The sequence below is a fragment of the Psychrobacillus sp. FSL H8-0484 genome, assembly GCF_038005325.1.
Classification (GTDB): domain Bacteria; phylum Bacillota; class Bacilli; order Bacillales_A; family Planococcaceae; genus Psychrobacillus.
The window spans coordinates 2,298,206-2,316,504 of sequence record NZ_JBBOSZ010000001.1; the positions used below are offsets into that span (position 1 = coordinate 2,298,206).

General features: G+C 36.3%; 13 protein-coding genes and 1 riboswitch. Of the genes, 2 read left to right on the forward strand and 11 right to left on the reverse strand.

The annotated features are described in order from the left end of the window. Nucleotides 1-120: 120 nt before the first annotated feature. Nucleotides 121-750, reverse strand: coding sequence for a response regulator transcription factor (locus MHH81_RS11155; RefSeq protein WP_340921111.1), 630 nt, complete (start codon nucleotides 748-750; stop codon nucleotides 121-123). After that, nucleotides 725-2,554 carry a GAF domain-containing sensor histidine kinase gene (locus MHH81_RS11160; protein ID WP_445678135.1) on the reverse strand — a complete coding sequence of 610 codons (1,830 nt, stop codon included), beginning with the start codon at nucleotides 2,552-2,554 and terminating at the stop codon, nucleotides 725-727. Before MHH81_RS11160 ends, MHH81_RS11155 begins: the two co-directional genes overlap by 26 nt. Nucleotides 2,555-3,122: 568 nt before the next feature. Between MHH81_RS11160 and MHH81_RS11165 the strand changes: the two genes are divergently transcribed. Next, complete coding sequence (locus tag MHH81_RS11165) at nucleotides 3,123-3,521, forward strand: hypothetical protein (RefSeq protein ID WP_340921117.1); 399 nt, start codon at nucleotides 3,123-3,125, stop codon at nucleotides 3,519-3,521. A 797-nt stretch (nucleotides 3,522-4,318) separates the two neighbouring features. On the opposite strand, the gene MHH81_RS11170 is transcribed toward MHH81_RS11165, so the two are convergent. From MHH81_RS11170 to MHH81_RS11210, 9 genes are all read right to left on the reverse strand, one after another. Continuing rightward, nucleotides 4,319-5,014, reverse strand: coding sequence for an ECF transporter S component (locus MHH81_RS11170; RefSeq protein WP_340921120.1), 696 nt, complete (start codon nucleotides 5,012-5,014; stop codon nucleotides 4,319-4,321). Continuing rightward, nucleotides 4,999-6,645, reverse strand: coding sequence for an ABC transporter ATP-binding protein (locus MHH81_RS11175; protein WP_340921123.1), 1,647 nt, complete (start codon nucleotides 6,643-6,645; stop codon nucleotides 4,999-5,001). Before MHH81_RS11175 ends, MHH81_RS11170 begins: the two co-directional genes overlap by 16 nt. After that, nucleotides 6,618-7,499, reverse strand: a complete 882-nt coding sequence (locus MHH81_RS11180) for an energy-coupling factor transporter transmembrane component T (RefSeq protein WP_340921126.1) — start codon at nucleotides 7,497-7,499, stop codon at nucleotides 6,618-6,620. Before MHH81_RS11180 ends, MHH81_RS11175 begins: the two co-directional genes overlap by 28 nt. After that, a complete protein-coding gene (locus tag MHH81_RS11185; protein ID WP_340921128.1) occupies nucleotides 7,499-8,419 on the reverse strand; it encodes a DUF4430 domain-containing protein in 921 nt (306 codons plus the stop codon). The genes MHH81_RS11180 and MHH81_RS11185 overlap by 1 nt, the downstream gene beginning before the upstream one ends. Further along, the gene (locus MHH81_RS11190; RefSeq protein ID WP_340921131.1) at nucleotides 8,419-9,933 is read right to left on the reverse strand and encodes an S-layer homology domain-containing protein; all 1,515 of its coding nucleotides are present in this window, start codon (nucleotides 9,931-9,933) and stop codon (nucleotides 8,419-8,421) included. Before MHH81_RS11190 ends, MHH81_RS11185 begins: the two co-directional genes overlap by 1 nt. A 69-nt stretch (nucleotides 9,934-10,002) precedes the next feature. Then, nucleotides 10,003-15,825, reverse strand: coding sequence for an S-layer homology domain-containing protein (locus MHH81_RS11195; RefSeq protein ID WP_340921133.1), 5,823 nt, complete (start codon nucleotides 15,823-15,825; stop codon nucleotides 10,003-10,005). A 171-nt stretch (nucleotides 15,826-15,996) separates the two neighbouring features. Beyond that, nucleotides 15,997-16,196, reverse strand: a riboswitch (cobalamin riboswitch). 27 nt (nucleotides 16,197-16,223) lie between these two features. Beyond that, complete coding sequence (locus MHH81_RS11200) at nucleotides 16,224-16,376, reverse strand: hypothetical protein (protein ID WP_340921135.1); 153 nt, start codon at nucleotides 16,374-16,376, stop codon at nucleotides 16,224-16,226. 71 nt (nucleotides 16,377-16,447) lie between these two features. Then, on the reverse strand, nucleotides 16,448-16,822 hold the full coding sequence (locus MHH81_RS11205; protein WP_340921137.1) for a hypothetical protein: 375 nt from the start codon (nucleotides 16,820-16,822) through the stop codon (nucleotides 16,448-16,450). Nucleotides 16,823-17,058: 236 nt separating this feature from the next. Next, nucleotides 17,059-17,703, reverse strand: a complete 645-nt coding sequence (locus MHH81_RS11210; protein ID WP_340921140.1) for a CPBP family intramembrane glutamic endopeptidase — start codon at nucleotides 17,701-17,703, stop codon at nucleotides 17,059-17,061. Nucleotides 17,704-17,838: 135 nt separating this feature from the next. Between MHH81_RS11210 and MHH81_RS11215 the strand changes: the two genes are divergently transcribed. After that, nucleotides 17,839-18,264 carry a hypothetical protein gene (locus MHH81_RS11215; RefSeq protein WP_340921143.1) on the forward strand — a complete coding sequence of 142 codons (426 nt, stop codon included), beginning with the start codon at nucleotides 17,839-17,841 and terminating at the stop codon, nucleotides 18,262-18,264. Nucleotides 18,265-18,299: the final 35 nt, after the last annotated feature.

Sequence of the window (18,299 nt, forward strand, 5' to 3'; positions counted from 1 at the left end):
TATTTCACTTTTTTACTTTTCTGAAAATTAATCAAAAGGTATAATTGCTACAGCTTTTGGTTCTAAACCAACATAAAACAAAAGAACTATCCGCACCTTGTCTAGGCGCAGGATAGTTCTTTAAGAAAAGGGAACAAGTTGATTTCGAACGGCATAAATAACTGCTTGTGTACGGCTTTTCACTTCCAGCTTTCTTAAAATGTTATTGATGTGAATTTTAACGGTCTTGTCACTAATAAATAGGGCTTCAGCAATTTCTTTATTACTAAGACCTTGGGCCAATTCAAATAGGACTTCTTTTTCACGCTCTGTCAGCATATTTACGTTTGGTTCCTGGTGATGATACGTTACCAGCTTTTTCGTCATTCGAGGATGAATAACAGAATTTCCTTGTGATATCATTCGAATGGCTGCCACCACTTCTTCTGATGATGAATCTTTCAATAAATAGCCATCTGCACCCGCCCGAAGTGCTTCCATCAAGTATTCCTCATGTTCAAACATAGTTAATACGAGCACTCGGCAGTTCGGATACTGACTTTTCACGAGTGATGTGACTTCAATTCCACTTTTTCCAGGAAGATTAATATCCATCAATATACAATCCGGTTGAAACTCCTCTACTTTCTTCAACACCTCATCCCCGGAAACAACCTCTCCTACGACTCGGATGTCGGATTCAAGAGCCAATATACTCCGAATTCCATCACGCAAGACCGTATGATCATCCACTAATAATATTTGAATCATTGTAATCCTCCCCCTTTTCTGAATCCGGAATTAACAATGTAATTACTGTACCTTTTCCTACTGAACTATCAATCTGAAGGGTTGCACCCAGCTGTTCAGCTTGTTCATTCATATGTAAGATGCCATAATGGGGCTCATGCTTCGTTTTAATCATAGATTCAAAAAGGGAGAAGCCAATCCCGTTGTCCTTCACCTTTAAAAGCACATGTTCACGTTGATAGGTTAAAAGAATCTCAACTTTATCTGCCTTTGCATGTTTTGTAATGTTCTGTAAACCTTCCTGTAAAGTATCGAAGATTGCTCTTTCTTTTGAAAAACTGAGTGTTCGAGAACGGCCTTTTTCATGATATTTAATGTCCAGATCATATTCTTGTTTAAGAGATTGAACTTTATTCGCAATTGCTTGTTTTAGCCCTAATCGTTGGGTAGGATACGGTTTTAAAGCATAAATAGAATATCGAATATCACCTAAGCTTTCCCGTAATTTTTTTATACTTTTTTCTACCACTTGTTTCAAGTTTCCTGATTGATAGGCTGACTGCTTTTGAGCTGATTCCAGTTGAAATATGACCCCAGCTAATACTTGTGCGATTCCATCGTGGATTTCACGCGCAAGTCGATTTCTTTCTTCTAGAATGATTCGTTTTTCCTGTTCGGATACGAGAGACTGTGTTTTAAGCAACCCGCCCAATTGATTGGAAAATGTAGCTAAAGACTGTATATCTTCGGCAATAAAACTCGCCCCCCTGCTTTTACCCGCTACAAACATTCCAACCAACTCCTGATTGACTTTAAGAGGTAAGTAGACGAGGGACCGTATGACATTTTCAAATACTTCATCTCCTGGAACCGTCCCCGTTTTCCAATCTCTAACAACAAAGGTTTCGGAAATCTCTTCAAAATTCGGTTGTATGTCAGACGAACTTGAAATATTGGAATGTACGCTTCCATCCATTAGCAGAATTCTCCAATTCTCGTCATCTTTTGCCCATAAAGCATATGCCTGTATTCCTAAGAAACCTTCAAGTGATTGTTTCATCTGAGGTAAGTTTCCAGCAGACAGTCCCTGGCTCAACTCCGTAGTAATGGAAAAAAGTTTATATAATCGTTCCTTTTCTATCCGTATTTGCCTAGAGAAAGAACTTATAATGCAAATTGCTACAAGTGGGAAAAAGAAGAACAGCATAGCAATTCTACCAAATTCCTCATTATATTGATGATCTAATAGATAGATAAGAGCTGCGTAGAGTAAACAAAAACTTGCACTGAAAAATACTAAATTATTCTTCTTATGCCACTGTTCAAGCGAATATGGCTGTGGTAATAGCACCATTAAAAAATCGAAAAAGAGCGTGTTGAAAAGGCAAAAAAATAAACTGAATAATAGCAAACTTATTAATCCCGCATATAAAATAGGCAGATTCGGTCCAATAATAAGAAGAATTTTATGGGAGAGCCATTCTCCCAAAACAAGACTAATAGCAAATTGGCTGGAATTAAATAGTGTTCTTTGCATCGGCAAACGGCGAAGGGAATGGGTAAATACCATTGCACACACACAAGCAATAACAGTTATATGTATCCCGAACTCCCAAATCATTGGAAAAATGAGCGTAAGGCTAAGTGTAATTCCTCCTCTACCAATACGGAGAGGAAAATACTCCATAATCCCCATAAATACAGCTAACAGCAAGAGGATTATAGGGTCAGAAGGCATTTCACTCATTATTATGGAGGCAATAACAGCAATCAAACCAAGAAAAGAAATAGAATAAATATAAAAACTGGATAAATGTTCCCTCATAGCAATAGAGCTTAACTTTTCCAAAATGTCACCTTCTCTTTATCTTTAAGATTCTATTTTAGACTATTAATATCTGACAAAAAACTGGCACTGTACCATTAGCCAATCACCGTTTGTACATTGGTTAAATGGTTAGATGTAATATTAGTGTAATATTGTATTCTTCATTTGCCTGTTCACCACATGTTTTATTTGAATCAGTTTCGTGACCTTCATAACTTACTACACAAGGATTAGAGTATAAAAAAGGAGTACCTCCTAATTCTCGAAATTAATAAGTGCAAAAAAGTGTTATTGATGAGAGGGAGACACTTATGTCCATTATACGACAACAATCTCTAAATATAATATATATTCTTAATTTTCAGTACATTGTTATCATTGTCATTCTATTTTATTAGGTATTTATATCCCTCTACTATTAGATGCGTTCATTAAAAAGTCCCTTTTTGGGCCAAAAAAACCCCTGAACTATTCCACTATTATTTAACCATTAATCATACGAATCTATGAAAGTTTATCTTTTATTATGGAGATGGTGGGACGTCTCGATAAGAATGTAAGATTAATGGTTGATTGCGATTTCCTAGGTTCGAATGAGATTCCATCGGAAGTTTCTTATACACGTATGAACACACTGATTAACGAATCGGATGTAATAGAAATTGTTCAAGAGGGTCTTCTTCGACAAACAATATCGGAAGGATTTGTCTCCAATGAAACAATAGCCATTGAAGCAACCCATGTTGAATCACATAATCGTGCTCCAATCAACACAAATAAAGTTAAAAAGGGACACCAAAAACGAGGCGTAAAAAGTAAGAAGAACTTGAGCAGTGGCAACTTGTACAGGCTCAGTAAGAAGCGAATCTTTCACTCTATAAAAAACAATTTCCGATTACCTGGATGTACCACGCAGCCTTTAAGGGAAGCGAAGTTGAATAGTCGAGGAAATAACTTCTTTTAGTTCGGGTTCAATAGCCATCTTGCAGTTTGGACGAAAAGCCATCATTTCCTTCAAACCCGTTATTGAAAGGCATTAAACAGCGTCTATCCACATACAGAGCCAGCTGTAGCATTGAGAAAGTAGTGCATCTTATTTAATCAACACCAAATGTCAATTTCACAACCAATCGTTTTCAATCGATCTTCTAGAAAGTCTAAATTTTGGACTGCCTTTGATTCTACAATAACAAACGATTCCAGAAGAAATAAATAAACTTAGCCCTCAGGCTAAGGCTGCTATGTGACCTAACGTTTTACGTCCTTTAGAATAGATGCATTTTACTCTTTGAGTCCTCTCCTATTAATAACATCCCTGATGAGATAATGTTTATTTCTTCAGAGCTTGTGCAACCAACATTTTTTATCATGCAGGAATTAAATTCATCCTTTCAGTAATAGTTTGAGTACGTTGTCGAGACTGAACGGAAACTCTCTAAATGATCCCGTCGATAACGTGGATATTTCTCCAGCACTTTCTCTATATACATTTTAGCTCTCTCTTCATTCTTCATTTTCAAATGCTAGTAAAATCCCATTCTTTAACGCCTGCATTTTTAATAGGATATGTAAAATAGCCATCTATCCGAAAAAATTTCAGGATAGATGGCCATTCGTCGCGCGTACCGAAAAAGATGTGCTTTTTTATATTTCGGGCTTACTGCAGATGTTTGAAAAATAAAAGCAATCGCAGCATGAATTGTCATGGCGATTGCTTTAATAAAGTCTATTTTGTTATTTTACTAATTTCTAACTTTCTCGTTACTGAAAGATCCCATATTTATTATTAATCCGCTCTAATTTTTCACGAATAGGTTTTGCAAGAATTAATAAAAAGATCACGTTGGAAACCGCATAAATAATTGTAAATGGAATTGCTGAAGTTAGAGCAACGATATATGCTTCCATGCTAAACACTCCATATAAAGACATCGTCCCCCAAATATCCATACCGAATGAAAACAGAATGCCCGCAAAAATTCCGAATAAAATGAGTGGAATTTTTTTATGCATAACTCCCGTCTTTCCTAATAGCCCAGCAATAAAACCGATGATACCCCACATAAACATTTGAAAAGGCGTCCAAGGTCCTTGACCGAAAAACATATTCGAAACAAGGGCAGAAATGGCACCTGTTAAAAAGCCAGCCTCCGCTCCAAGCGAAAAACCTGTTATTGCCGTAATTGCTGCAACAGGCTTAAAGCCGGGTGTAATAGCAAATAAAGCTCGACCCGCAACAGATATTGCTGACATAACAGCTATAATTAATATTTCCCTAGGCTGTGGCTTTCTTCTTTCAAATGAAAGAAAAAAAGGAATCGAAGCTAACATAATGATGATCATGGAAATAAAATAATATTTCCTATCTGCAAAAAATGTAATGCCTATATATAAAGTTAATGGGATAAATATAAAAATGATAACTAGAGAAATGATGAAGCTTAATTTTTTTCGCATAACATCACCACATCATCACATATAATTACACCGTCTATAATTCCTCTAGCAATCCGATTCGCAGCTGTTGTATAAAAGTTATTTCCACTATAAAACGCACGTGGCTCCGCCTCTGAAACTATATTTCCATCGAATAATAATGCGCAGCGGTTACTATGTTGAGCGGAAAATTCAATATCATGCGTTACCATAATAATCGTCATCCCTTGAGCTTGTAAGTTTTTCAAAATAGCAGCAAGCTCTTCTTTCGCATGAGCATCCAGCCCTTTCGTCGGCTCATCTAGTAGCATTATTTCCGGTTCCATTAATAATAGTTTAGCAAGTGCTAATTTTTGCTGCTCACCACCACTTAAATCATAAGGATGGCGCTCTAGCAAGCTAGTTAGCTGAAATTGTTCTAGCATTTCCGCAACTTTCGCCTCTGAAACTTTATGAAACTTCGCCATATCCTCTAATTCTAGCTTCACCGTTTTTTGGACGAATAATGTTTTAGGATCTTGCGGCAATAAAGTTAAATGATTTTGATAAAGCTCTTTATTACGATAGCTTTTCAATGCTTTATCAAACAATAAAATTTTCCCTCGATAAGGCTTTTGTAAGCCCGCAAGCAAGGACAAAACCGTTGATTTTCCTGTGCCGTTTCCTCCGACAATTGATAAAAGCTCTTGCCTTTTCACCTGTAAATTCAAGTGATGAACGATATCATTAGCAGTTTTCTCATAACGAAAAGCGACATCTTTCGCTTCTAACACGACTATACTTTGCGCCTCACTAGCTGTAGGGAGCTGATGCGCTTTATGTAAATCGAATTGTTTCGTCACAAGCCATTTTTGCCCTTCACGAATTGTAAGAGGTATCGGTCCTTCGCAATTTAAGAAATGATACATTTTTGTAGCTGAAGGTAAAGCTGAAATCATTGTATGATTAGCAGGTAAAGCTTTGATAATTTCTCGCGGCTGACCATCAAACAATAATTTCCCCTCTTCCATAATAAGAACGCGGTCAGCGATAGGAAGCACTTCCTCAAGTCGATGCTCAATTAAAATAATAGTTATGCCTAATTCTTTATTTAAACGATTTAACGTTTGAATAAATTCCATCGCAGCGATTGGATCAAGTTGCGATGTTGGCTCATCTAACAATAATAATTTCGGTTGCATCACCATAACAGAAGCTAAATTTAATAGCTGTTTTTGCCCGCCAGATAGCTCAGTTGTTTTTTGATGAAACCATTTTTGAATACCGAAAAAGTTTGCCATTTCAGCTACTCTTCGACGTATCGTTTGCTCATCAACCCCTAAGCTTTCTAAGCCGAAAGCTAATTCATGCCAAACTTTATCCGTCACAATTTGATTGTCTGGATTTTGAAAGACGTAGCCAATTTCTGAAGCAGCCTTTTCGGGCAGAAGTTCCTCTAATTTCTGTCCATCATAAAAAATCGCGCCTAATTTCGTGCCATGTGGACAAATTTCTCTTTTAAAATGGCGGAGTAACGTACTTTTCCCACAGCCCGATTGACCAATTAAAACAATAAACTCACCTTGCTCAATCGTTAAATGAATATCGTTTAAAATGGGCTTTGTCTCATTTGGGTAAGTAAAACTTACATTTTCGACTTTAACAATCGCCATTGTATTGCCCCCTTCATCTCGATTATTAATGGAATAGAGAGCATAAGAAAGTAACTACTATAGAAAAACACACTTGCAATATTCCATTGAATGTCCGAAAAAGTCGGATAAAAATAAAAAGTCGTTACATCGATTATGCTTGCACAAATATTTATCATAAAAAGAACAATAATAGAAGCAAGCACAATGCCATCTCGACGTTCAAAAATAAATAAAGAGAAGGACGTGCGCTTACCAACACCGTATCCTCTCGCCTTCATAGAATCCGCCGTCTCAATCGCATTGTCTAACGCCCACGTAATTAAAATCGATAAAATACGAAGCGCACATTTAATACGAAGTAAAAATGAGCCACTCCGATAATCCATACCGATTACTTTTTGTGCATTGGCGATTTGCTTTAATTGCTGCTGAAAACGTGGTACTAATCTTAATGCAATCGATATCGTTAAAGAGAGTACCGGAGAAATTTTACCGAATAAGTAAATAAACTTATCCGTCGTCATCGTTTCGTTATAGCAGCTAAACCATACTATTATCGCAACAATCATAGTGGCAATGGCAATTCCGTACATAATTGCCTCCACGGTAACGGCATTATCATTTACATAAAACAAAACAAGCACACCATTATGACTAATTAAAGGATTAATAATTGCCATCATGAAAAAAAGCGGAACATAAAGCTTCCAATCTTTCAAAAATTGACCTCTACGTAAAGCGATATTTAAGCTGATCGCTAAAAAAATCGTAATCACTAAATAAACGGGATGTATAAAAAACATCGACAGACCAATTGTTGCGGCAAAAAAAGCGAAAATAACTAGTGGATGAAAAGTTTCAAACGATTTCATTAATTACCGTCCCAGAAATGTCCTAAATCGCGACCTAAATCGACTGTGTAATTCCATTCTATTACATCGCCATCTTTTAAAACATATTGGCTACAGCCATAGTTAGGATAAACTCCGTTCACTTTATACATCCATCCACTTAATTCACCAGCACTAAACTCATATAAATGGTTAATTCCTTCTACGTATACACTTTTGTAAATATTTTCATTTGCTCCTTGAAATTCCATTTGAATTTTATGCTCTTTCGTCGCTTTCTGTATGATGTCCCATACAGTATCTTTTTCCGATAGTAGCTCATACGTCGTCGGCTTTAAAATGACACCGTTTTTCGGTACATATTTTTCGCTTTGTAGTGCTGGATCTAACATATCCCAATGCTTGAGTAAAGTGTCTACACGGATAGCAATTGTAACAGTTCGCTTTTTTTCAGCTGGAGGCTCTGTTTTTTCAACAGGTGGCTGCTTTGGGTTTTCTACTTTTTGTTTTTCAGTATTTTGCTTTTGCTCATTGCTATTTGGCCTTATAGCCGCTGTATCTTTGTTAGATGGCTGCTCTTTTTTGGCCTGCTGTTCAGGTTTTTTCGTATCTTTTGCTACTTCTTTTTCTTCCGTTTTCGTTTCCTGCTTTTCTACTTGTTGTTGCTTTTTATCATTTTTTTGTGCAGGAGCATCCTCTTTCTTTTCTAGCTCGGCTTCTTCATTGTCTGATTCAGCTTCTTTTTGCTCGCTGCTTTCATCATTTTGCTCTGTATTATTTTCTTCTTGAGTAGCTTGCTGTTCTTGCTCTGACGTAGATTTAGATTCGAGACTACGCTCTTGCTCCTCCATTTGTTCATATTGCTCAACTGTTTGAATATTACATGCTGCTAATAAAAATGCGAATACAGCAACGGAAAGGAAGTGCAACGTTTTTTTCATTATTCATCCACTACCTTTAAAAAATTATTAAACATTTTTGCAGCATGTGCTCGTGTTAAAGAATTTGATGGTTGAAATGCTCCATTTGAGCCTTGAGCTATATCGAAATCATATAAAAAAGTAATCGCCTTCTTTGATTCATTTGAAAGATTCGCAATATCGTTTAATGGTGCAATCTTACTCGATGCATAAGCTTGACCAGTTTTGAATGTATAGGCACGATTGAGCATAATTGCTAATTCCTCACGTGTAATAGGAGAAGATGGTGAGAATTTACCTAGTTTAACTGTTAATAGATTTGCCTCATAAGCGGCGGCAATTTCTTTTTTCGTGCTCTCATTGTAACCCTGTATATCTGTAAATGGGGCATCACCTGTGCTCGTCAAATTTAATGAACGAACTAAAATGGAAACAGCTTGCACACGCGTTAAATGGTTGTTCGGCTTAAACGTATTGTCCTCATAACCCTTTAATAAACCTTTAGCTACAGCAGCCTCAATATCATCCTTCGCCCAATGCGATTGAATATCTTTAAAGCTAGCTTTCTCAAGTGGTGTTGAAGGCTTATTTTTCTTAGTATCTGACATATCGTATAGCTTTGTTTTGCCAGCTAGAAGTCTATTATAGCCTGCTAGCGTATAGGAAGCCTGCTCTGTTGCCATACCGTTAGAAGATGTTTCTGTTAATACATGCTTAAACGCGCCATCTTTTTCATTGTAAAAAGTCAAAAAGCTATTTAACACTTTAGTGAATCGAGCATCCTCTTTAGGGTCGATATTTAAGCTAGAAAGTGCTGTAATCACTTGCGCAACACTTTCAGAGTTTGTTGTTCCCCAGCTTTTATAACCACCATTAGCATCCTGTAATTTTTGCAATGTTACTAACGCTCGATCAATCGATTTTCTTACACTTGGTTGATCTTTATACGTAGAAAGTGCTTGAATTGCCATCGCTGTCATGTCAGGGTCTGCTTTCGTTGCTGATAAATCCCATCCACCATCAGCTAATTGCTTCGATAAAATATGATCAATTAATTTATCACGCGTTGTCGTTGCATTTTTCGGAAGCTCAAAGCCCCAGGTATCTAACGCAATTAATGCAAAATAAGCACCGTTCGGACCTTGCCAAACTACTTTATCGAAATCGCTTAATTTATCTACTAAATTGTAACCACCTACATTTGTTGGATCTTTCCCAATTGCAGTAAGCGCAATAATTAGGCGTGAATATTCGGTATATTTCCGATTGTGTAATTCACCTTTCACAGACTGAACATGCGTTATAACATTTTCATAATATTTTTCATAATAATCTTTCGGAACATTGTATTCGCCACGAACAAGTGCAATTATAAACCATTCATCCCCGTATTTAGGATTCAGCACTTGTTTTACCATATACTGTCCAGTTGTTTTATAAGCATCTAATGTAGAGATATTTTGTGCATAAACTGGAGCGTTGATAAGCAAAACGGCAAGTAGCGTCATAAGTAACATCGATAATTTTTTCTTCATTCAGACATCCTCCATTCTATAAAAAGTTACTAACCCAAAGGCAAAATGCATTTGGGTTAGTAAAGAAAATTACATCATGTCTGCAATATTTAACGTATGCTTTAAAATTTTAACTGTTTGCGCTCTCTTTAAAGAAGCTCCAGGATCAAATGAGCCATCTTGTTTACCAGTCATAATCTCAAGGCTGTTTAATAGCTCGATATAAGGCAAGTATTCAGCGCTAATTTTGCCAGCGTCCTTGAAGTTAGCTTCTCCAGTCACCTGCGCTTCTATATTTAAGTACTCCAGTATACGTGCCATAAATGCAGCTGCCTGCTGACGTGTAATTGGATCCTCTGGATTAAATGTTGAAGCAGTTGTTCCTTTCGTAATGCCAGCCTCGTATAGTGCTTGTACGTCATTTGCGTACCATTTACCAGCAGTATCACTAAATGGATTTTCACCTAAAATTTGTAGGCCAAGCGAGCGACTTAAGAGTGCAGCAAACTGTGCACGTGTAATCGGCTTATTTGGCTCAAACGTATCAGGTGTAACACCTTGAATTACGAGACGGTTTGCTAAAAATTCAATTTCGTCTTTATTTGCAAGCTTTTCGATGTCTTTGAATGTAAAATGCTTTTCAGTCACGATGAATGTGCCGCTTGTTTTTGTGAATAGTACAATTTCACCGTTGGCAATTTTATGTGGAACAGGCTTATATTTGCCCCCAACAAGCTGTAAAACAACAGTATTCGGTTTTACGTCATCAGCTGGTAGCGTAACTTTTAAATAGTCTTTATCTAGAGAAATTGGCTTTATTCGACCTTTAGCCGTTTCTATTCCAAAATTCGCAGTGAACTGTTTGCTCCCAGGCTCTGTAGTAACAGAGACAACTACTTTTTCACCTTTTGCAAGTGTAATGCCTTTAAATGAAGATGTAGGAACCTCTAGCTTGAAATTTTTTTCACTTTTAATAACAAGCTTTTGAATATTCTTATCAATAAATTGTTGAATTTTTTCAGCTGTTATGAATGCTTTGTCACTGCCTTCTTCAGTTGAAATCTCAACTACTGTGCTATCTTTATCTACTACTTTACAATCCTCTGTTTTTCCCTTTTTACACTCTGCATTTACTTCTCCACCAGGAGCTCCACCGTTTTCGATTCCGTCGACATAGCCACCGATATCTTTACCTAAATCAAGTGTATATAGCCACTCAACAAAATCACCAGGAGATAATGTGTAAAGTGCCGCAGAGTAAGAAGGGAAGTTGCCATTTACACGATACATCCAGCCACTTAAAGGACCGCGATCAAACTCATAAAGACCAGCGATGCCATCAATATAAGTACCATATTGAGTTTCACGGTAGCTTAGTGAGATACCATTTTCAGCTGTCACACGTTTTAATACGTCGAATACTGTTTCCCCTGGGTATAGCTCAACAGTTGTTGCTCTTAATGGAACTTCCGAAGATGAAATTCGAATTAAGAACTTTGTATCTCCATATGGGAGATTTCCACCTGGATTGTTGTTATCTCCGCCATTGCCTGGATTAGAAGGGTTATTTCCGCCATCACCTGGGTTAGATGGATTGTTCGACTTCGCATCAGAAGTATCATAAAGTGCTGTTTGACCGTTTAGCAAACGATGATAAGCAGCTAATGTATAACCAGCTTGCTCAGTTGCCATACCATTCGCTTTCGTTTCAGTTAGAACATGTTTAAAACCACCATCTTCTACACTATAATAAGTCATAATATTCCCGATAACTTTGTTAAAGCGCGGGTCTTTGTTCGCATCAAGACCTAAGCTAGCAAGTGCAGTGACAACTTGAGCTGCACTTTCAACGTTTTCTATACCCCATGTTTTATAGCCACCATTTTCTAATTGCAAAGCAGCTAAAGTAGTTAATGCATTATCAACAGCTTCTTTTACCTTTGGATTACTGTTGTAATATGGCGCTAACGATTGGATCGCCATTCCTGTCATATCAGGGTCTGCTTTAGTTCCTGATAGAGCCCAGCCTTTGTCGGCAAGTTGCTTATCTAAAATGAAATCAATTAGTTTTTCACGTGTAGTCGTTGCCGTTTCAGGTAATTCAAAGTCCCAAGTATCAAGAGCAATTAACGCGAAATAGGCACCATTTATGCCTTGCCAAACAACTTTATCGAAATCTGATAGTTTTTCAATTAAGTTGTAACCACCTACATTTGTCGGATCTTTGCCGATAGCAGTAAGGGCAATAATTAGTCTTGAATATTCAGTGTATTTTCTTTTATCTAGCTCACCGTCTTTAGAAACAACATAGTCAACAACATTATTATAATAAGTGTCATAATAGCCTGCGGGTACTTCGTAGCCACCACGAGCTAATGCAATAATCCACCATTCATTACCAAACTTAGGATCATGCAGTTTGTCTACCATGTATTTACCAACGGTATTATAAGCCTGTTGAGTTGGAGTATTTACATTAGGTTTTGTTCCTGGTTTTTTAGCTTTATTAAATGTATCTGTTGCCTGGTTTAGTGCTAAAACTTTCGCATTAATGCCTTCTTGTGTCGCCGTTTCATCAGCAATTAGTTGTTGAGCAGATACGATGACATTTGCGTACTCATCTAATTCAGCTTGAGTTACCCATTTTTCTGTAGGGTCTACATCTTTTCCGTCTTTACTTACTTTCACTGAAGCTTTGTTTTGTTCAGCTTTTTCAATCGCAGTTTGTAATTCTACTTTATCTGTAGGGCCGTCGATAATTGTGATCGTTGGGAAGATGCTATAGTATCCTTCTCTCCCTGATGCAGTAAAGTTAGGGTTTGCACCTACTGTTGGATCAATATTTCGGTGGTCACCAATCGGACTACCGAATGAGCTTACTCGAATATGACCGTTTCGTAAACTATATTCCCCATTATGTTCTGACGGAATTGTAAACGTAATACTATTCGCCTGTGTTGTCATATTATATTGTCTTGCATCACCTAAAACAAGAGTATTTTCAGGTCCAGCAAAGAATCTTAACTGCCCCTGGAAATTGTAAATTCCTGATAGCTTATTTGCTGGGAAAGAGAGGCCTTTTAAAGTAACATTTACTTTATCGCCAGGAACTATTTCTTTGTTCGGTGTTGTAAGATTTTCAATTATTACGTCAAGTGGACGTGCTGTCATCACATGATATTCAGATTTCCCATCTTTTTCAACCTTAACGATATTACGTCCTTCAGTTAATAAAATGGTGAAAGAGTCGTCGATATTTAATTTTGCATTTTCTGTTGAAAACGTACCATCACCATAAGAAACAGTACCTAAATCATGATTAATAATAGGACGTAGAACGCTTACTGAGCTTCCTGAACTTGGTTTGAATGTATAATATGCTCCTGGTTCTCCTTGAACATAATAAACACTATCAATATCAGCATCAAAAATACCGTTTTGAAGGTTCATAATCGCATTGCCTGTTTTACCTTCATTTGCTTTTCGATTGCGTTCTTTATTACTTTCAATACCTGTTGAAATGCCCATTTCACCTTGTCCAACAGTTACTACGAATAGACCAACATTTTCTGGCCAAATTGCACTAAATGCATCATTTGCATCTTTAATGTAAGTTGAACCGTTTACTTTCAAAGCATCATAAGTAACTTTTACAATCGCTGTACCATTTTTTAAAGCATTTACTGTCGCAGAGCTTCCTGGTTTTCCTGGCTCAATTTCCACTACATCATTTCCTGTAATAATTTCATAATGGAAATCAGGCTCAAAGAAGTAGTTGTTAATTCCTTCAATTAAAGCTTGCCAGCTACGTAAAGGGAGTAGTTTAAAGTTGTCACCTTGATTTAACTTCAAATGATTTTGTTCGTTAATATTTAAATAAATATTACCTTCAAGGTAAGTACCTTTATTTAGTATTGCTTGTGGTGATTGAATTTCGAGCTGTTCTTTTGTAATTTCTAGTGTTGCATTTTGTGCATTCGCTGTAAATGTACCTGTATTTGTCAGCTTACCTTCTTGGCTCACTCGGTAGTTATAACTTCCACCATTCACTAGTTTGAATGCGTATGTTTTTGTACCATTTTGGTTAATCTCTGCTTCACGCTTAGGTAATACTTCTTCAAATGAAATAAAGTGTTTAATTTTCTTTCCGACAAATAATTGTGCATCTTGCGGAACTGTGAACGTTATATTCCCTGAGAATGGAATTGCTGCACTTATCGCTTGAGCTGATGTTCCAATTGTTATGGTCCTACTATCGCTTAATGTAATAAATTCTGTGTGCTTAGCATCTGGTTCAAATGTATAGAAGAATGTTTTTCCTGCAAGAGCTAATACAGGAATCTGCCCTTGTTCAGTTACATCACCTAGCTTTAGTGATGTGTCGCTTGGCATATCCTGTCCAACTTTGACAGTGTAATCATTATCTACAGTCCAGCCTGTATTACTTGCTTTAAAATTAAGTTGGCGGAATTGAAATTCTTGATTTGCTTCAGTTGTAACTGTTAGCTGTCCACCACCAACACTTTTATTATTGCTATCAAAGCCTTCGTAGCGATAATTGCCTGTTGCTATTGTTGCTGTGTATACGTTATACGTTCCTTCTACACCAACGCCTATGCTTATTTCTTGTTCATTCGTATCATAAAGCTTTAATTTCACTGCTTTAGGTGCGACAGTGAATTTTATTTCGCTAGTAACAACAGTTTGTAAACCAGCACTTTTTGCTGCATTAAATACATCAGTGGCTTGATCGAGTGCTAAAACCTTTGCATCAATTTCGGTTTGAATTGCATTTTCATCCGCAATTAATTGTTGAGCCTCTACAATTACATTTGTATATGCCTCTAGCACTGCTTGAGATACCCAATAATCAGTAGGGTCTATATCTTGTCCATCTTCACTTACTTTCACGGAAGCTTTATTGAGCTCGGCTTGTTGAATAGCTGATTGCAAAGCTGTTGTATCAGCTTCAACAATTTCTTCATTATTTCCATTTAAGGCCGAATTTAATTGAGCGAGTGCTGCATCGACATTTGTTTGACTGCTCTCCATATTCGTGAGCTGTTCATATGCGTCATCATAAGCAGACTTTACATTTGCATTTGCTAAAATTTCGTCTTTATTTGGAGCACTATTAATTTTAGCAATTTTTGCTGTTAGTGCGTCTTTGTTAGCAACTTCAATATAAGGTTTAATGGGCTCTCCAGTCTCCCAATCATCGAAACCGAAACCAAGGTCACGACCATAACCATATACTGAAAATTGTAATCGAATAACATCTTCGTTTATGTTTTCATACTCACTCATTCCGAAACTCGGCAATTCGTGATTTACGGTATACATCCAACCGGACATATTTGTGTAGTCAAACTGTCCAAGCCAGTCACTATCAGCTTTCCCACGAATTGAAGGGTCATCTTTTGCTATTTCTGTTTGTATATATTGTGGAATATTAACGATGCTTTCACTATCTCTAATATTTGCTAAGTAGACAATGTTTTCGTCAGTTGAACCATTATTATAGTTACCACTTTCTAGTAATCTAGCAACAACTTGACCTACCATTTCACCATCATAAAAAGGAACTTGGATTGGTTCAATTGCGTATCCTTGGCCAATTGTAAACTTTTCAACAGAAATCGTCACATAGCCTGAAGGTTGGGCTTCGTTTAGTGTTGTAACATCGATTTCTGCACCATCACTCGTTATATTTGAGGAGAGTGCATTAGTCGATATTTGTGACGTATCCCAATTAGATTGAATACTATGTTCATCGAAGTTATTAGTATTAGAACTTGTATCTAATTCGTTTGGTTCGGATTCCTGCACTTCCGCAATTGCAGCAGGTGATAATAGCGAGAATGATAAAATAAATACAATCGCTATATTCAACCATTTGTTATAAGTATTCATTTGTTACCTCCTAAAATTTTTTCTAGTGAAATTACTTGCTTTAAACTCGTACGACAAAAAAGATGCTTCTCTTTTATGAAGAGAAGCATCTTAGGAAAACAGAAAAAAGGGCGCAAAACACAGTTTGCCCGTCCATCCATTTGCCGTAAGTTCTCCTAGCTTCCGAAGAGAGTTATACGATGAATATAGGCAGGTCTCCTGGCTCGTGTATCCCTAATCAGAACCTTCCCATCTACTAGAAGCATTTTTCTTCATTCGACAGTGGTATTACTCTGTGGTCATTTACACTTACAGTTGCGGAAACAGCTTCGGATTTGCACCGAATTCCCTATTAAGCTCTGTTAAAGAGCCCCTATATTCTGCAATTTTTATTCACTTATCTTACATTCTAGCATAATTTATACAACGTCACCATTATCTCCTGACCAAGAAAAAGTAAATACCTTTTTATCATCTTTAGCTGTTTCTTTTTCATCTTGCTGCGAACATCCAACAAGTGATAGAATAGCGATATCATCCCCTACTCTTGCTGATGAGCCGAATATTTCCATAAAAAAAGTATTTTTAACCTATACAGTTAAAAATACATCATAAATCTATACAAAATATTTCTCACAGCACCTCAATACAATTTCAGTTTTTTCAATTTAGAAAATTTCTTATCATAGTTGGCTCTTTCTGTTAAATGATGAATCCATTTAGTTGCCTTTTCTAATTCTTCATTTTCTAAATAACATTGAATAATAATTTTAAAGTCAGAACTATAAGGATATTGTTCTTCTTTGCATAAATTTAATGCCTTCTCAAAATATTCATTCGCTGTGTTTAATTCATTTAATTTACGATACATTAAACCTATATAAATCAATCCACTTCCCATTTCTAATTTTGAAAATGGCTGTTCCATTGCTTTTTCCATTATTTCAATGGCTTTTTTTCTAAACCCAAATATTTCATAACGAATCGCTTTACTCACATAGTTTTTATATTTGTTCATTGTTACTCACTTCCTAACATTACTGTCCGTGTTTTAACCTAAAGTAATTTATTTTCAATTATAACTAAGGTACCTTTATTAAACTAACTTGCGTCTTTATTTGGACAAGAAAAAAGAGCTTTCTAAACAGCACATAATCTTCAAGTAAAACACCCGTTAGCAGAATAAGAAAATCTGTAACTTATTCTTTAAGAATGGAATCGAAATGGGCAAATACATTATGCTCAAAGTCACTATCATAACAAAAATGATATTACAATAATGCTAAATAAATTTGCAATAAAATGCGATATAGCACTTATCCAAGCATTGTTTGTTTTATTAAATATCACACCATATAAAACACTATTTATAAAGATAAAGAAAATATCATAAGCGACTACAACAATATTCCCCTCCACAATGTGACCAAATGCAAATATTATGGATGTAAAAATTAAAGTAGGTATTATTGGTAGTGCTTTATTCAATTGCTTTTGGAAAAAAGCCCTCCACGCAATTTCTTCACCCAATGCTAAAATAGCAAGTTGAAAGACGAGAAATATTATCTTATCTAACGAAACAACAAACTCCATTCTTTCATAAAGATGTTCTATGTATTCGGGCAAAATTAATTTTGCCAACACAATACAAACAACATTTAAAATCAGCGGTAAAACAATCCAAAAATAAATTGTTTTGTCTTTCAGACTCGTTCCAATTGCCTTTGCGTTTAGTCCAGTGTCAGCAGAAACATTTTTTTCCAAATTTCTATTAATAAAGAAAAACGCAATACCGATAATAACAGATATCCCAGCAATACTAAATCCTAAAAAATTTGCAAATGAAACAGCGGTCATAACTATCATTGCAATTAAACATATTTTTTTTATATTAGCCAATTTTAACTTTCCTCCCCTATATCGTAGAAAATTTTTAAACTATAATACCCCGTTAGTAAAAGCACTCCTTGTGCTATAATTCTATTAAGTTGGCAATAATCCCTTTAATATTACTATTTTAGGGGGAAAATGGAATTGTTACTGTCAAAAGCATGGGCTTTGTTTGAAGCTTATAAGCGAATTGAAGGTTTTTCTTCGCAAACATTGAAGGCATACCAGTTACAGTCTTTGCTACTAATTGGTTATTTTAAAGATGTAGAGATGGATTTGCTGGATACAAATCAACTAAAGGAACATCTTGCTATATCCGGCAAGCATTTAAAACCAGCCAGACTTGCACATCGTATCCGCTTTATGAAATTGTTTTTTCGTTGGTCTCATGAAGAAGGCTACCTGAGTAAGAATCCAACTTCCAAAATTAAAGAGCCCAAGGTAGAGAGATTGAACACCTTCGTGAATCCTCTCATTCCTCAATGGAAATGGCGATTTTTGAAATTATGTTTTCTAAAGGGTGTCAAACTAGAGAAACAATCACCACAAATAGAATACGTATTGAAATGATAAAATTTAACTCTGATAGGAGCTCCGTGGAATAC

Coding starts and splice junctions, on each gene's coding strand:
- MHH81_RS11155 (WP_340921111.1), bottom strand. CDS start 750: ATGATTCAAATATTATTAGTGGATGATCATACGGTCTTGCGTGATGGA.
- MHH81_RS11160 (WP_445678135.1), bottom strand. CDS start 2,554: ATGAGGGAACATTTATCCAGTTTTTATATTTATTCTATTTCTTTTCTT.
- MHH81_RS11165 (WP_340921117.1), top strand. CDS start 3,123: ATGGTTGATTGCGATTTCCTAGGTTCGAATGAGATTCCATCGGAAGTT.
- MHH81_RS11170 (WP_340921120.1), bottom strand. CDS start 5,014: ATGCGAAAAAAATTAAGCTTCATCATTTCTCTAGTTATCATTTTTATA.
- MHH81_RS11175 (WP_340921123.1), bottom strand. CDS start 6,645: ATGGCGATTGTTAAAGTCGAAAATGTAAGTTTTACTTACCCAAATGAG.
- MHH81_RS11180 (WP_340921126.1), bottom strand. CDS start 7,499: ATGAAATCGTTTGAAACTTTTCATCCACTAGTTATTTTCGCTTTTTTT.
- MHH81_RS11185 (WP_340921128.1), bottom strand. CDS start 8,419: ATGAAAAAAACGTTGCACTTCCTTTCCGTTGCTGTATTCGCATTTTTA.
- MHH81_RS11190 (WP_340921131.1), bottom strand. CDS start 9,933: ATGAAGAAAAAATTATCGATGTTACTTATGACGCTACTTGCCGTTTTG.
- MHH81_RS11195 (WP_340921133.1), bottom strand. CDS start 15,825: ATGAATACTTATAACAAATGGTTGAATATAGCGATTGTATTTATTTTA.
- MHH81_RS11200 (WP_340921135.1), bottom strand. CDS start 16,376: ATGGAAATATTCGGCTCATCAGCAAGAGTAGGGGATGATATCGCTATT.
- MHH81_RS11205 (WP_340921137.1), bottom strand. CDS start 16,822: ATGAACAAATATAAAAACTATGTGAGTAAAGCGATTCGTTATGAAATA.